Origin of the sequence: Candidatus Endolissoclinum faulkneri L5 (assembly GCF_000510265.1) — a bacterium.
GTDB classification, from domain to species: domain Bacteria; phylum Pseudomonadota; class Alphaproteobacteria; order Thalassobaculales; family Thalassobaculaceae; genus Thalassobaculum; species Thalassobaculum faulkneri_A.
In genome coordinates this window covers 816,887-834,086 of record NZ_CP006745.1, presented here as the reverse complement: position 1 = coordinate 834,086, position 17,200 = coordinate 816,887, and the positions used below count along the sequence as shown (strand labels likewise).

The 17,200-nt window shown below is 32.5% G+C and carries 8 protein-coding genes; 2 read left to right on the top strand and 6 right to left on the bottom strand.

Translation table 11 applies throughout. The annotated features are described in order from the left end of the window. Window positions 1-429 precede the first annotated feature (429 nt). Window positions 430-1,110: an SDR family oxidoreductase gene (locus tag P856_RS02480; protein WP_025300596.1), complete on the bottom strand. Its 681-nt coding sequence runs from the start codon at window positions 1,108-1,110 to the stop codon at window positions 430-432. Between the two features lie 1,783 nt (window positions 1,111-2,893). Here P856_RS02480 and P856_RS02475 point away from each other — a divergent pair. After that, window positions 2,894-3,169 (top strand): BolA family protein, encoded by a 276-nt coding sequence (locus tag P856_RS02475; protein WP_025300595.1) that lies wholly within the window; start codon window positions 2,894-2,896, stop codon window positions 3,167-3,169. Between the two features lie 1,286 nt (window positions 3,170-4,455). Here the strand turns inward: P856_RS02475 and P856_RS02470 are convergent. The 5 genes from P856_RS02470 to rfbB form a co-directional block, all read right to left on the bottom strand. Then, window positions 4,456-6,327 carry a cobaltochelatase CobT-related protein gene (locus P856_RS02470; protein WP_025300594.1) on the bottom strand — a complete coding sequence of 624 codons (1,872 nt, stop codon included), beginning with the start codon at window positions 6,325-6,327 and terminating at the stop codon, window positions 4,456-4,458. A 12-nt stretch (window positions 6,328-6,339) separates the two neighbouring features. Continuing rightward, the gene (locus P856_RS02465) at window positions 6,340-7,344 is read right to left on the bottom strand and encodes an AAA family ATPase (RefSeq protein WP_025300593.1); all 1,005 of its coding nucleotides are present in this window, start codon (window positions 7,342-7,344) and stop codon (window positions 6,340-6,342) included. A gap of 683 nt (window positions 7,345-8,027) precedes the next feature. After that, window positions 8,028-8,918, bottom strand: coding sequence for a glucose-1-phosphate thymidylyltransferase RfbA (gene rfbA, locus P856_RS02460; protein ID WP_025300592.1), 891 nt, complete (start codon window positions 8,916-8,918; stop codon window positions 8,028-8,030). Continuing rightward, on the bottom strand, window positions 8,919-9,821 hold the full coding sequence (gene rfbD, locus P856_RS02455; RefSeq protein ID WP_025300591.1) for a dTDP-4-dehydrorhamnose reductase: 903 nt from the start codon (window positions 9,819-9,821) through the stop codon (window positions 8,919-8,921). 35 nt (window positions 9,822-9,856) lie between these two features. Continuing rightward, on the bottom strand, window positions 9,857-10,927 hold the full coding sequence (gene rfbB / locus P856_RS02450) for a dTDP-glucose 4,6-dehydratase (protein ID WP_025300590.1): 1,071 nt from the start codon (window positions 10,925-10,927) through the stop codon (window positions 9,857-9,859). Window positions 10,928-14,054: 3,127 nt separating this feature from the next. On the opposite strand from rfbB, the gene P856_RS02445 reads away from it, so the two are divergent. Then, window positions 14,055-15,923, top strand: a complete 1,869-nt coding sequence (locus P856_RS02445; RefSeq protein WP_025300589.1) for a peptidyl-prolyl cis-trans isomerase — start codon at window positions 14,055-14,057, stop codon at window positions 15,921-15,923. Window positions 15,924-17,200 lie beyond the last annotated feature (1,277 nt).

Below are 17,200 nucleotides of genomic sequence, written 5' to 3'. Positions count from 1 at the left end.
ACTTGCCTATAGCTGGTTTGTTTAAACAAACTTTTATTAGACTTGAATTAAGCAGCCTACGATCATTTGTACTGGAAGCTTAATCTAATTGATTTGTAGAATAGACTCTCATAATAAAAATACTCCTGTTAATTGCCATACGTTGTTTATATTTTGTTCCGTCGCTAGCCTCATTTATCAAAAAAAACTATCGTCTAACAAATTTCGATAGTCCTATTCAATATTGAACTATTAAATTCTACCACTAGTAATTCTAAAGCGTTTTATAATTGTTATATTATTATCTGATTAATTGTATACTATTATTTTATATAATAGTATACAATTAATCAACAAAAAGTAAAAGCCAAGATTTAGTTACGACTCTAGGTTATCTCATAATACATGATTAAGTGATTCTCAATAGTTTCATTTGTAAATTTGTCAACCTTACCAAGGATACCGTTTAGCGTCGTAGTTCATGAAGCATGAGTTGTCTTCGGGCGTTAAGTTGGCAATAATATTACGCATTCCTATCACACTATCAGTCACTGTGACTGGCGCGTTCTTACCTCCCATGTCGGTTTGGACATGGCCAGGATGTAAAATAGCTGTAATTATTCCATGGCGAGCCAACTCCTTTGCTAAACAGTTTGCTGCCATATTTAGAGCTGTCTTCGATGACCTATAAACTGCATTTCCTCCACGGTTAAGTTCAATAGACCCCATTAATGAGCTAGTGAAGGCCATCACCTTATGAGAGCTGCTTAATACGTTCTTTTTAAACTTCCAAGCTAGGCGAATTGGCGCAAAAACATTAGTTTCCATAGTTCTACGCCAAGCATCATAATCTATGTCCCCGATCGAAGTTACTTTGTTTATATTTACCCCAGCATTGTTGAATAGCACGTCAATTGGCTGCTTCTTTAGCTCATCAACCAATAAATCAATTTCAGTAACGTCATTTACATCTAGTGAGTAAATTACAACGTCTCCCTTCACAATTCGAAGACTATCGGCGGTAGCAGGATTACGACAGGTTGCGATAACACGCCAGTTGTCAGCAGCATATTGTTTTGCAAGCTCAAGTCCAATGCCTCGGTTGGCTCCAGTTATAAAAATTGTTTGCACGAAAGTTCCTTAAAATAGTTATGAGTTTTTGTTGCTGTGCAACAAGAATGTTGAGCAGAATACTAATGAAAGTGTATCTATAGATACATAGTCATAATTATATAGCGTATAGAAATTTTATGAAAAAAACATTAATGAATTATAATATTAATATTATTATGTTTTGAATAATTTAGATATGTATTAAACAGCAACTATTACGTGAACAGCTCGTTAATAATGGTCAATTTATTTGGTTTTGGTTATTTTAAATTTTAGTATTATGCTTTGTAAAGATTGTTTCAGTTGTCTAGCACATATTTTATGTGTATCTTTTCGTATAAAGCAAGATAATAATTAGCTTTATTAGAAGTAATCAAAATATTTAAAATTCGCTGATCTTTTATTTATCGATAATAAAAAATCATTTATGAATTAAATATGAATACAATTAAACTTAATCTTAAAAATTTTTGTTGATAATTTTAATCTATAAAATTTCTGAATGATTCAAAAAGTTTTCTTGAAAAGACAATTGTGTTGACTTGTTTGATGCTTATAGAAATTGTTTTTTGTTCACTATTAAAAATTATAACATTACTACTAAGGAAGAAGTTATTGACTAATCCATTAGTTAATGCTTTTTAAAGTAATTTATATTTAGCCGTAAGTAGAATCATTAATCTATTTTTTTAACTCAAGTAGCTAATGGAGTATTTTTAGACTGGAAAAATGATATTGTAAATTTATTTAGTTTTGTTTTAATTCAAAGTCTTAATTAGTTTTTGCTTTAGCAAAATATGCTAGTTTATATAAGACTAGCTTATAATTGTTTAACTAAGGAATAACCATAAATGAATATTTAAAATACTTTATTGATAAGATTGTATCTTACGATAAGAAAACTCCATTGCATCTTAGCTAGATGAATGTATACTAATTTATATATCTATGATCGGTGATCAATTAAATAATTAACGATTGTGCAGTATACTTCAGGCTTAAAATTATAGTAACTTTGGAAGAAATACTTATATGCATAATATCTCAATAAAGCGGTTATTTGAGTAATTCTGCTTTATTAAAATTATTTAATATAAGTTGCTATAAATGAGCTAATCTGCAGCAATGATTATTGCTAAGTATATGCCTCACTGAACAAACCTTATCATTTATCTTTGAATTTTTTTATGTAAACGTGTTAAGTATTATCCTAATTTTTCCTTACTCGACGAAAATGCGTATTTAAAGGCTGTTTTTATGATCATTGACTGCTCAGTAATAAGCATTTTATAGGTTAAATTATCAACCATAAACCTAAAAATATCTAATGGGTTAATAGCTTCTTGTTTAAACGATAGCCTGGTACTAGATATACATCTTTTCTGTGTAAAGTTTAGTCATCTATTAAGTATCTTAGGAATATTTTTTGGCCTTAATTTTATTATAAATTAAGATCCTAAGAAATCTAATAAATAAGAATTAATTTATTTTCTTTATATTTAATGGAATAGCTGTGTAGATAACTTGGGTATTTTATCGTTAGCAAGCATAGAGCAAATGATCAAGCAAAGAAAGCTTCTATAAAGCCATTCTCTGAGAATAATATTACTTGAATAATATTACTATAATCATCGTAGATACTTCGCATTATCATCTTCTAATAAAGAATATTATTACAGCATAAAATTAAATTCAACAGATAAAAATTAAAATAATGAAGGCTATCATATTTTAAATAAACAAAAATTAAATAATGAATGCTGCTAGCAACTTTATTAAATTAGCAGAAAGGATTCTGCAGATGACTATAGCTAACACTATGCGAATTAAGCTTCAAAACGCTTTTACTCCGTCTGTGATGGAAATCATAGATGAGTCCTATATGCACATTGGTCATTTAGGTAACTGTTCAGGATCAGAAACTCATTTTCGTATAATTATTACATCGCGTACTTTTGATAAAGTAAGTAAAGTACAGCGTTATCGGATGGTCCATAATGTTATTGCAGAAGAGTTGGACAATCGTATTCATGCTGTTTCTATGATGCTGCGTTCGCCTAATGAATGTTTAGAATAACATTAAAAGAATAATTTTTGTAAGCCATAAATAAAAAATATTTTCTTAGCATATTACTATAGCACTTTTAATCTAAAGTAGCTAGTTATTAATTGTTTATATATAAAATTGAGCATTTGCTTTCTAAAAATTTTTATAATTAAAAGTGCGTTACTAAGTAGTCCTTGATGTAATATTGAATCTTGTAGTTACTAAGAAAAAAAAACTTTCTCATTAATTGCTTTAAAATAATTGAAAGTATGTTATGTTTTGGTATTTTATTAGCGTTTTTAGATATTAATTAGTTAATTTCAGATTGGAGGAAAGTTTTTGTTTGTGATTTGACTGTGGATTAAATAAAATATTTTTTTATTGTTTTAAAATATGATTAATAAGCGAAAAGTTTATCTAATTATAACAAGGATTTATCGATTTGGTTTTTGAGCTATTTTTTATTAAACAGAGTGTTAATAGGAATGAATGGGTTAATATTCTTAAAAACTAAAAATATTAGCTTAGCGTTAAAATAATATAATTATTATTGCAAGTAACTAATAAAAAGCTATTCTTAACTTAAATTTTGGTTTAATAAAGAGTCTAATAACTATTGGCGTTGGTTACCTTAAGAAGATTGTTAATCAATCGGAAAGCTTAAAGTAACAATACATAAAATTTTACGTATTTATAAATAATCAGCAATCAATTCAGGTAACCTATTATTTAATAAAGATATTCACAAAAATATTGTAACAATACTCGCAAAAGGATTATTTTCGTATCGCTCATAAGGTTCATGATTATTTTATCAAAAAATAAAAAGCATATACTACCTTTTACAACAACCTAGTTATATTCTATATTTTATAGATGGGAGCAAACGTGACTTTACTAAAGCAAACGTGATTTTACTAAGTTATCGCTTCATAGCATTCTTCAGATTAGATATCAGCTTACAATATGCTCCATAATAATAAGCAACTTATTATTTTTGTTTTGATATATAATTATTTATTAGAATAATAGAGATCAAAAATCTATTTTAGTTTATCGAGTATTGGAATTGTGCTTACAATCCTTTAGCACTTAAATTTTAGATAAATAGCGGCTAGTTTGCGTAAAATTATAATAGTTGATTAATTTAAAGTTTTTTTAAAGCATTTTTTGAGCTGCAAATGCCTTCACTGGTGGCTTACGGGCATTAGTGTTTAATAAAAAATACTCGATAATAAATATTTGTCAAAGTCTTTAATAAGCATAATAAGCGTAAAATTCTTCTTGCTAAGAAAAGCAATCAAATCTAAGATCGATTATTTCTTTCGCATACTATCCATTAAACGATAAGCTTTATTGTTTTGATTAAATAGTAGTATCAGATGTTTCATGATTGCATCCCCAAGCTGCTCGGCATCGACGATAGTAGTCGCACATCGGTAATATTGTGTAACATCATAACCAATTCCGATAGCTACAAGCTCTACGAAGGAGCTTGACTCGATATATTTGATGATTTTACGCAAGTGCTCCTCCAAGTAATTGGGGGGATTTACCGATGAAGTACTATCATCCACTGGTGTGCCGTCGGAGATTACTATAAGAATACGTCGCTCTTCTGGACGACTAATAATACGATTATATGCCCATATCAACGCCTCTCCGTCGATGTTCTCTTTCAATATATCTTCACGGAGCATCAGCCCAAGGGATTTACGAGATAGTCGCCAAGGCAAGTTAGCTGACTTGTAAATAATATGTCGTAGATCATTAAGTCTACCAGGTTGTTGAGGACTGCCTGAGGCTATCCAGCGTTTGCGTGCCGATCCGCCATTCCAATCTATAGTTGTGAAGCCTAGAATTTCCACTTTTACGTAGCATCGCTCTAGCGTGCGAGTTAGTATATCGGCAGTAATCGCTGAGATGGTAATGGGCCTACCACGCATAGATCCCGAATTATCTATTAATAAAATGATGACAGTATCCCGAAAGCTTGTTTTTTTTTCATTCTTGTAAGATTGTGGATACAGTGGAGATGCAATCACTCTGGATAATCGACTTGTATCTAGTATGCCATTATCCAAATCAACTTCCCAGGAACAACTTTGCTGAGCCATCAAATAACGTTGAAGACGATTAGCTAGCTTACCGATAAATCTTTGCAAATGGTTGACCTGTTGATCAAGTCTTACGCGCAAGTTTGTCAACTCTTCAGTGGTAGACAGATTTTTTGCTTGCACTACTTGATCATATGCTGTGGTGTAAATGCTATAGTGTTTTTTATGTTTTGCTATGTGAGCTTTATTCAGTTTGCTATAACTGGCTGAATAGCTTGCTGCTGGGAGCAACTTAATATTCTCTTCTTTTTTGATTTCATCATATCCAGTAGGATGGCTAGTAATCTCTATATACTTTATGATGTTACTATCAGCGGTTTGTGCTTGAATATTTGTTATATCATAGCTTTTGCTACTCCGATTGCAATATTCGCTGCTGGTAGTAGTTGGATATTCATCGATTGTTTTTTCTTTACAGATATCAGGCTCCAGGTCAAGATCTGTGATTATTTGACAAACCAACTGGGCAAAAACATTTTGATTTTCTATGTTAAGAATTAGTTTTTTTAAATTGTTTCCAACTTTATTGTATACCCAGGGGCGCCATATATCGATTAATTCTTGAACGCATTTTGGAGGTAATTCACCAGTAATCGATTCCCATGCCATAAGGTACATTACATCTACTAAGGATAATGCTTTTTTTTTAGCTCTATCTAGACCATCCTTAGACTTGAAGTTATTATTAAGCTTGATGGATAGATTATGAGCCACTCCAACCATGCGAAGTGCACCAATTGCATCACTTCTTGCTTGCTCCATTGCCTCAAAAATTTTACGCTCTATTTGTCTTTTAGGTACATAGCGTGCATGAATTTCCTTATTATGATGCTTTAGACGCAAAGCAATTGAATCAGCTTCTCCGCGTAGATGTGCAAGAGCATCTGAATTCAATTGCTTTGTTGGTAAAGGTAAATAAGCACTGCTGCTAGAAATCAGCGCAGGTTGTACGCCGTAGATAACCGTAAGGTTAATCTTAGCGGACATTGCTCGCAAGCAAGCTGCTATTGAAGTTTTGATGTCTTCAAGTGCTTGATTATTTGAATGAATGCTGCTTTTTTTCACATTCATCGTTATCTGCTGTCAATTAGGAAATTCAACGCCAAGCTCGGTTAGCTCATCGTTGAAGCAGCGCTGATAGTATTCCGCTACGATTGTTCGCTCAATTGCTTCACATTTATTAAGAAAGGTCAAGCGAAAAGCAAGATTAATATCACCACCAAAGATATCGGTGTTTTCCGCCCAAGTGATGACTGTACGTGGGGACATAACCGTGGATATATCTCCTGCGAGAAAGCCGGCACGAGTCAGATCAGCGCATGCTACCATTTTAGATATTAAACTTTTACCCTTTGCGCTAGCATAACTTGGATTATTGGCAAGAACGATGCTAATTTCCGCATCGTTTGGTAGATAGTTAAGAGTAGCTACTATATTCCACCTATCCATTTGACCCTGATTAATTTGCTGAGTGCCATGATATAATCCCGTAGTATCACCAAATCCGATAGTATTAGTAGTTGAAAATAAACGAAAATAAGGATTAGGAATAATTACCTCATTAGTATCAAGTAGAGTCATACGACCATTAATCTCTAATATACGTTGAATAACAAACATAACGTCGGCACGGCCGGCATCATATTCGTCAAACACTAAAGCTACGGGATTATTTAAAGCCCAAGGAAGAATACCATCTTGAAACTCTGTCACTTGCTTACCGTCACGTAGAACTATAGCGTATTTACCAATTAAGTCTATACGACTGACATGGCTGTCTAAGTTAACTCGCATACACGGCCAGTTAAGACGCGAAGCTACTTGTTCAATATGGGTTGACTTGCCTGTACCGTGATAGCCTTGGATCATGACTCTTCGGTTACGTGCAAAGCCAGCTAGAATTGCTAGAGTAGTATCATAATTAAACATGTAAGAGTCGTTTTTAATTGGTACATATTCGCTAGGCTTGCTAAATGCTGGCAATTCTAAGTCTATATCCATGTTAAAAACATCTCTTGCTTGGACTTTTATATCGGGAATGAGAAGTGGATGGGCAAGCTTATGCTTAATAACGTTATCATTGCTCATTCACGAACTCCTGTTTATCAGACGAGCTGATTGTTATTATTCTATAAACTAGAAATAAATTAATTTTTTATTAATATTCGATTAAAAATTAATTTAGGGCATATGATACAGCGATAGTTTTAAAATAAAAATCGTTTCTCGGTTGCTTAATTTTACTATTAGAGAGTGAGTAATGTTCTGATTAATTTCTTAGTACTTGACTTTAGGACTCTTAAATTATTAATTTTTAGATTAAATTTAATCAAAAAGATTTCCGGTATATTTTAGAATCAAAATGATTAGCTAGTTATATTATTCATTGTTGTTGTGGAGTTTTTTTTATTTGAAGTTAAATAAATAATAATTCTGAAGATAAGTATTTTGTACTTCATGGTATTATCATAACGATAAAGAGTTTCATATTGAAGAATAACAGATATTATACTCTAAAAAAATTTTTTGCATAGCTTTTATGTGCATTACTTTCTTTGCTTTATGAACATTCCGACGGAAAGTATTTTATTATTTTTTTTTGTATATTACTGCAAAATGTTGAATGGCTATCTGACGAAAAATAAAGTAAGTATCTAGCTAAAATGATAATATATTTGTTCAATTTGTACAGTACAATATATTGTTAGATAATTATATCTATAATAGATTGTCTGTTCAATTAGTTCTTATATTTTATGATAATCCTAAAATTAGCCACTGAATTGCTCTGTAGAAACTATTTCTTGCAGATATTTGCCATACCCCGATTGTGCTAGAGGTGCAGCTAGTCTTAAAACCTGCTCGATATCAATATAACCCATGCGATAGGCTATTTCTTCGACGCAGGCGATTTTAAGTCCTTGGCGTTCTTCTATTGTACGTACAAATTCTGAAGCCTGCAGCAGGCTGCTATGGGTGCCTGTATCAAGCCAAGCATATCCTCGTCCCATTTGTTTAACTCTGAGTGTACCATTACTTAGATATACTTTGTTTAGGTCAGTAATTTCTAATTCTCCACGTGGCGAAGGCTTGATGATGCTTGCTATATCAAGCACGTTATTGTCATAAAAATACAATCCAGTTACAACCCAGTTAGACATTGGGCTAGTTGGTTTCTCAACGAGAGATTTGGCTTGACCATTAGCGTCAAAATCAACAACACCGTAGTCTCTTGGATCGTTGACATAATAGGTAAATATTGTTGCACCCGGGTTTGTTACTGCTTCTTCACGTGCGCATTGTAGTGTAGCAGTCAAGCTATGACCATAGAATATGTTATCGCCGAGTACTAGTGCAACTGGATCATTAGATACAAATTCACGTCCAATAATGAATGCTTCAGCTAAACCTTTCTGTTTTGATTGAGTAGCGTAAGTAATTTCGATTCCCCACTTAGTTCCATCGCCAATCAGATTTTGAAATGTTTTCTGGTTTTGTGGTCTGCTAATCAGCATAATTTCGCGTATACCTGCTAACATCAAAGTAGTTAATGGATAATAGATCATTGGTTTATCATAAACTGGTAAAATCTGCTTACTAGCCGCCAATGTTAAAGGATAAAGCCTAGTACCTGATCCTCCAGCTAAAATAATTCCTTTCATTTAAAAGTCTCCTTTATTGCCCATACGTTCAGTAAAAACTTCATCCAAAGCTAACTGCCAGCTCCTATTAGGCACGTTTGGCAAAACATCTATTTCCGGCGAAGTTTTAAGCACTGAATAAAGCGGACGTTTTGCTGGTGTCAGATAATCCAATGTAGTAATTGGCTGAATCTTTGGTCTTCGCCAGCAAAATTTTTCCGCTCGATCAAAAATTGCCTGAGCAAACCCGTACCATGTGGTTTTACCTTCGTTTGTGTAATGATAGGTTCCAGGTGCAAAATGAGTATGGTTTATTTGAGCGTGAACTATAGCCATGATAGTAAAAGCTACATCAATTGCTGTGGTTGGGGTGCCGTATTGGTCTGCTATTACACGCACCTCTGTTCTTTCCTTAGCAATACGTAGCATGGTATTCATAAAATTATCGCCGTAAGCATCATAGACCCATGCGGTACGTAGAATTATGTGGTTAGCCAATGCATTGCGAACCGCATTCTCACCGGCCTCCTTGGAAGCTCCGTATACACTTAACGGTGATACTGTATTGCTTGGGCAATAAGGTTGAGTTGCTTTACCATTAAAAACGTAATTAGTTGAGATATGAACTAGCCAAATGTGTCGCTTAGCACATGCGGCTGCTAAATACGCAGGTCCATCCCTGTTAATTAGGAAAGCTTGCTCTGGCACTTGTTCGGCGGTGTCTACCGAAGTATAGGCAGCAGCATTAACGATTAGGTTGGGGTGGATCATGTTCAACGCATTATCAATCATTTCGATTCGAGTGATATCCAAACTGTCCTTCTTAAATCCAACAATTTCAATCCCTTTAAAAACTTTTTGGTCTTTTAGACCAACTAGCGCTCCGCCAATCTGGCCAGCTGCTCCAGTAATCAGAATTCGCATGTTTAAACCTTTTTAAAGAGATAGATTTATCAGCACTAGCAATTTATAATCTGGTTTATTCCTAGTATTTTGCGATCTAATAATGGCCTCCACCAAGTTTCATTGTTTATATACCACCTTACTGTTTTCTCGATTCCGGTTGAAAAAGTTTCGCGTGGTTTCCAGCCAAGATCGCGTTTAATTTTGCTTGCATTAACGGCGTAGCGAAAATCGTGGCCCAAACGGTTGCTAACAAATGTAATTAGTTCACGTCTAGACTTGCAACAAGCAAGCGGAGGTGCATATAAATCCAACAAGTCACAGATCTTTTCAACTACCTCTAGATTAGAAAATTCATTATAGCCGCTAATATTATAGCTGTTACCCACTATTCCCTTGGATAGAACTACCCAAAGAGCTCTAGCATGATCTTCTACAAATACCCAATCACGAATGTTGCTACCGTCTCCATAAATTGGCATTGATTCTCCACGAAGTCCTTTGATTATCATTAACGGTATAAGCTTCTCTGGAAAATGGAATTGCCCGTAATTGTTAGAGCAGTTTGATACCACTATAGGTAAACCATAGGTTGTACCCCAAGCTCGCACTAAATGATCAGACGATGCTTTGGAAGCGGAATAGGGTGATCTTGGATTGTAGCAGCTCTCCTCGGAGAACATGCCACCCACTCCAAGTGATCCGAATACTTCATCAGTGGAGATATGATGAAATCGAAAGTTATTCTTTCTATCTTCTTTCAAAATTGAAAAATGTCGGTATGCTGCTTGTAGTAAACGAAATGTTCCAATTACATTAGTCTGAATAAAAGATTCAGGCATACTAATAGAACGGTCTACATGAGATTCCGCTGCTAAATGCATTACTGCATCTGGATCGTAATTATCAAAGGCTTGCTTTAAGGATTCAATGTCTGTAATATCAACATGTTCAAAGATATAACGATTACTGGATTCTACCTCTCGTAAAGCGCTGCCACTAGCCGCGTAGGTCAGCTTGTCTAAATTTATCACTCGAGCATCCGTTTCTGCGATTAACAGCCGAATGACTGCGGACCCTATGAACCCATCACCCCCAGTGACAAAGATCGTTTTCGGTTTTAGCATGATTTTCTCTAGCGCTATGTTCGAATTTTAAGAAAAAATCTTATGAGTTAGGAAGTAATAAATTTTAGATGTTTGAATGAAAAACACTAGATAGTGCTTGTTTTAGCGAAAAATTTGATATGAAATCTTGTTTCATCTCTAGAAGTTCATTATCATAGTCTCATCTCTTAGAATGAAATATTTTTCGCGTAAGATAAACCGTAATATAAAAGTTTGTTTTTTATGATATGGTTTGATCCCTATTATTTGAATGAAGGTTTTTATAATTTAATCCGGATTAAGATTTTTTTTGGTAAGGAATAAAGTTTAGAAATGTATGCAAAATAACACTTGCCAAAACTGAACATGAATAATTGTAATAAATAAAATTCAAATCTACTTATTCGTGCTGTAATGCTATAAATTTGCGAAAAATAGCCAGGCATTTTAGCAAAATTAAGCATCAAAAATCCATGTCCATCATTACGATTAATATTTAATTGTTTTTAATTACTAATGCACCAGATAGTTTTTTTCTGCAAGAAACAAATGTATTGTTTCAAGACAAAATAAAACAATACATTTGTTGGCAGAGATGGTTCTGAGAACTATTTATCGTAATAGCATTAGATTGGTAATTGTTCATTAGTAATCTACTACTAATAGTGCAGAGACAATATGTTTTACAGAATTAAATTATTCCAGCATGCATTTAAGATTTAAATATTTTTCTTAATTTATATAGAAATTCCTATTTTGTTTTGACAATGCTGTCATATTCGGTAAGCCAGCTGAGTCAACTTAGTATTTGGTTTTAGTCTTTACTCTACTTAAGACTTAATATTACTGATAATACAGTTATATTTTACTATATTAATTAGCAATCTGTTGTGATAAAAATTACAGTTATTTGTCATTATAACCCTATTTTAGCTTTACTAAGAAAGTAAAGCTAAATTTAATTGCGTAGATAAGCTAAATTATTTTAAATCTAAACTAAAGATCTTAAATCCTAAATAATCATGTTATACAACAAATATAGTAAGTTACTAATAACTATTACATGTTTTGGTTAGTGTTAAGTTAATTAGATTAAATTAGAATTAGTAGCAATTTATTTTAGGTCTTAATGCGGAGGTTCGGAAAAATAATTCAATTTTTCACTAAATGCACGAATTTTTCTGTGTTACTTGTGAGTATAAAATGTGGTATTTATGCCGTTAGCAAATTACGTAGAAAGATTATTTTATGCTCAATTTGCTCGTATTTGCGTCGAGATCTTCATTTAATTAAGTAATTTAGGATATTTACAAATGCCTACTTGCTGGTGTTGTAGAGCTTCATGAGCTATATGCAAATAGCTAGATTGTCAGTTACTGCTTCCTTAAATATTATATTTCAAACAATTAGGATTTTACTTAATTAAGGTACTAGCTGTAAGAATTTTGCAGATTGCTTTTAATAATTTGTCAGTTAAATCGATCAAAAAATTAATAAGAAATTAGTTATAGCTTTTATAGTATTTGATAATATACTCCTCAGCGAATACAGTTTTGTATGTGTATTATGCGTAAAGATACGTATAGCTATTCAAAGTATACTTTAAATATAAAATTTATACAGAGCAACCTACCTATTTTAAGTAATAAATGTAGCTTATTTATTGCTATGTTGATGGTTGCAGCATTGCCAGTTTTTGTGGTATATCTCCAGCAATCAAAAATGGCTATCTGTGAGAGTAGTATCAGATAAAACTTAATTATAACAAAGACATTTAGTTTATTGAGTGTTGTTATCGATTAGTTCAGCGGCATGACAATTACGAGATTTCTACGTTAAGTCGATTTTATAGTAATTGCTACAAGACATAAAAGATTGAATCTTTTAATTGTGCTTTTTAATGATCAACACAATAACAATAAGTCAACACAATAACAATAAAAATAATCTATTTTTAATTCTTCATCATTTAAGTTGGCAATCAATAGTAAAGAAGCCAGTTAAATTATGGAATGTTTGTTATTATGGATACAACTATTTCTTGATCTATGATCGATTTGTTGGAATTTAACTCCATAAAGTAGAATGAATATTGTCAAATTATCATTTTTCGCACTCTTCAATAAGAAGAAATCCTTTATTATATAAAAGCTATGCCATTAGTCTGAGAAAGCGATCTCATAAGGAGCCAATAGCCGGTATACCTCGTCAACTTTAAAATATTTTGTAAATACCTCATTCTCGTTACGTTGAGGTAAATACTCCCTGTGTAAAAAAGGATTTTCCGCTGTAAAGTTAACAGTTGTTACATCAAAATTGCCTAATGTTATCCGGGTGTACGCTGACTAACCATCAAACGTGCCCTCAATTATAATATAATTTTTCATAGATTAAAGGAATATTACCTATAAATTATCGATATTAATGTATGGATTTAAGTATCACTATTATTTAATTTATAAAGATATTTTGTTTGCTATTATTGAGGAGATGTGATTGAAAATCTGAATTAATTACGTATTGTTTTATTGACTTTGGACACATAATATCAAATTTTGATAAATAAGAGAAAAACAGCGATTGCTGCTAAGCTATTTAGTCGAGAAGTCTCTGTTTGATCGATATTTTTGTGAAATATCCTACCAAATGACTACAAATTTCGTTGTTTAAGAGTTTAATAGATCGACGTGTTAGATGGTGGCATAATGGATCGATTTTAATTTACCTAAAACAAGAAATTGTATAGTTGATAGACAGATATTACGGACTAAGGTAACACTTCCGCATTATCATAGATTTCAACGACGGATCCTTACACAACTGATTATAATAATAACCATAAAATAATTAACTATAAACAATTTAGTATAAAATACTGGCTTTAACTCTAATTAAAATCAGCGCCGCCTTAGCAAAATTTTATGGTGCAATGATGTTTTGCTAAATAAAAATTAATTGATTAACAATCTAACTATAGATTAATTTTTTAATTTCCACTAAACTGCCAATAAATAACTTACTCTTCTCTACATAGACTAGAATTTATTTTTATAAATTAAGCTATAATTTATATGGGATATTGATTTGAAATATCATATCTGACTTGATACATTATAATTTCTGATTGTTTTTTTTCAGCGTATCTCCTATGGTCAGATCATTCTTCATTAAGATCTTGTTTATAGTTTTGATTGTTAGTTTTTTGGTCTGGAGTACAGGGGATGCGATTTTTAGTAGCTTTAATAATCGCCGAGAAGCCATTAGCGTTAATGGCGAAGTACTGGTTACTGCCATCGATGCAAAAAAAGAATTTGAGCGCTTATATCAACAATTTCGCTATCCGATTACAGTAAAACATGCAATACAAATCGGCTTGTTGGAAGAGACTATGCGAAAACTTAGTGAGCAAAGTCTGATTTTAACTGCTGCCAATAGTCTTGGCCTGTCGGTTAGTAATACAGAAGTCGTACGTATGATTCATAAACAATTCTGCGATAGCATGGGTCGGTTTGATCGTGAAGCTTATAGAAGCTTTTTGTCTAGCAATGGTTGGGAAGAAGTAGATTTTATACGACGCATAAACCATGATATACTTCGCGATCAACTAATTACATCTATAATCAATAGCAATTCAAGCATTGTACCAGAAGTTTTTGTGAAAGCCTTGCATGAATATAGAAACGAACGCCGGATTGCAGCCGCTGTGCGCATTGACGCTGCTAGCTTACCTTACCCTAAATTGCCGGATTACTCGCTTATTTCAGCTTATTACGAGAAACATAAAAATGAATACGAAACTCCAGAGTATCGTAAGGTAAGCTGGATTGCTTTGTCAGTAGACAATCTTGCGAAAAACATTAAAATATCTAATGATGAACTTATTGATATTTTTGAAGAACGCAAAGATTTATTCACTACCAAAGATTCTCGCACAATTGATCAGGCAATTTTCCAGACTAAAGAAGATGCTCGTATTGCCTATAATCGAATTCAGGCCGGTGAATCTTTTTCTGCCGTAGTTGAGGAAATGACTGGCAAGAAAGCTGGTAATATTAATGTTATCAAAGTCACTCGTAATGAAGTTCTTGATGATGTTGCCGCTGAGGCTGTGTTTAATATCAGTAAACCAGGAACTGTAAGTAAGCCGGTAAAGAGTGAATTGGGTTGGACATTGTTTAATATACTTGATGTGGAGGTTGGGGTTTCAGCCAATTTTGAAGAAATGCGAGATGATTTAAAGCACGATCTTTTATTAGAGCGAGCCTATGAACAATTGTTTAAATATTCTTCTGCTATGGAAGACGCTTTGGCTGGTGGCTTAAGCATTGAAGAAATTTCGCAGTTAATGAAGATTCCTTTGCATCAGATTTCATTTTTATCGCGCGCCGGTTTACCATCGGGAAATATGCAGGATAACGATTTACCCGGGGATCCGTTTTTAGATGTTGCATTAAAAACTGAAAATGGTGCTTATAGTGGGGTAACTAAGACTAATAACGGCGATGCATTCTTTGTTTTGCAGGTGAATGGAGTTACTCCTTCCCAAATTCCAGAACTAAAGGATGTACGAGAGCGGATAGTTTTAGATTGGATGGCGGAACAGCGCTTAGAGACAAGCAAGAAGATTGCTGATACTATCGTTTCCGAGGTGAATAATGGTACGTCATTATTGCATTCTACGGCTAAGCACGGATTACAAGTGGAGAGATTACCAGCAATTAACCGGAATGGCGATAGCCTTCCTTCGGTTTGGCCTAATGCAATAGTAGATGCTTTGTTTGAGCAAAAAGTTGGAGAAGCTAAAGCAGTTAGCAGCAAGGAAGGAACTGCGATAATTTCTTTGATAAAGGTTATCAAAGATAGATCTGATGTTGCTTTTGTAAATAAGCACATCCAGCATGAGTTTATTAGCGCAAGTGCTCAGGACCTGTTTGAGCTCTTGCTAGCTGAGTTAAAATCAAACAACAACGTTGTTGTAAATTCTAGCAATGTTTATCAATTATTATCAATTAACTAAAGCTAAAGCGATAAAATAACACCCGTCTGTAGGCTGTCGAATTTTCATAAATATCTTCATTGTTTAATGAACAAGCGCATTCTTAGTTATTGCTATGGTTGATTTCATTTTTGAGCTTTCGATATAGCCCGGCTAATGTCTGAAATGACTATAAGGTCACCACTATAGATAATTTAATACTTAATTAATACAGCGAAGCTTTTGATTTTATATATAACTTAAGGAATTGGATTATTGTTCTTCTGAAATTATATATTTAATAATTACGATGTAATTGTGTGCTTGATATATTTTAAAGCTTATTAACTTATATTAGCAATTTTATTTTAAATGATGAATTCTGTTGCTGATTAGACTTTTCTACACGTTAAAATTCGACACACGTACTGTCAAGTCTATTTTTCTATTAGAACTGATATAATTTTATTTACTGACTAAATAGAGATATTATGCAGATATTAATAGTAAATTTACATGTATGATAAGTTCAATACTAAGTTTAACAACTTAGCCACATAGTGTTATATTGAAAATACAGTAAAATTTTTATTTTTAATAATAATTAATTTAAGATTAACTACTAGTTAATCTTATTTTCACACATCAACGATGAATACTTTTTACTTGTTTAAGTATAAAAAATTAATACAATAATCAAACCTATTTAGATAATAAGTTTTTAGCAAATTACATTGATAAGATCAAAAAAGTAATATGCTATTGTATTAATTGAGTATTAAAATTAAATATATTTTTAAAAAAATTATAATATTTTATTTAAACTAAATATCAGAGTTATTACTCATATAAATTTTGCTGACTCCACTTCAATAACCTAAATCACTCAATTTAATTTTTCATATTATTTTGTTAATTACTTAACTGCTAATGGTTATTTAGCAGTAGAATAAAGCAGTTGTATATTGAAATAATTTTATTCAATAAACAACAAAAATGTTGCATAATCTATAGATTAAATATTTAGGTATGAGGATACTTAGGTTATCTTTTTACAATTTTTTGTTTAATGCTTATCGGGAAATTTAAGTTAAGTTAATTTTTTGAATTATTTATTAGCTTAAACAACTATTTGTGAGCATACTCTTCTTTTTATGCGTAAATATGATGAGGATATGCTTGACTAGTTTAATAAAAACAATAAGTCAATAAAACGATTTTAATTGGTACACTTAGAATCAGGCAAGCAGCTTTGCTCTTGCCATTCTCATCGACTACAAGTATGTAAAAATCCCATCATCTGGTTTAATTACCCATTA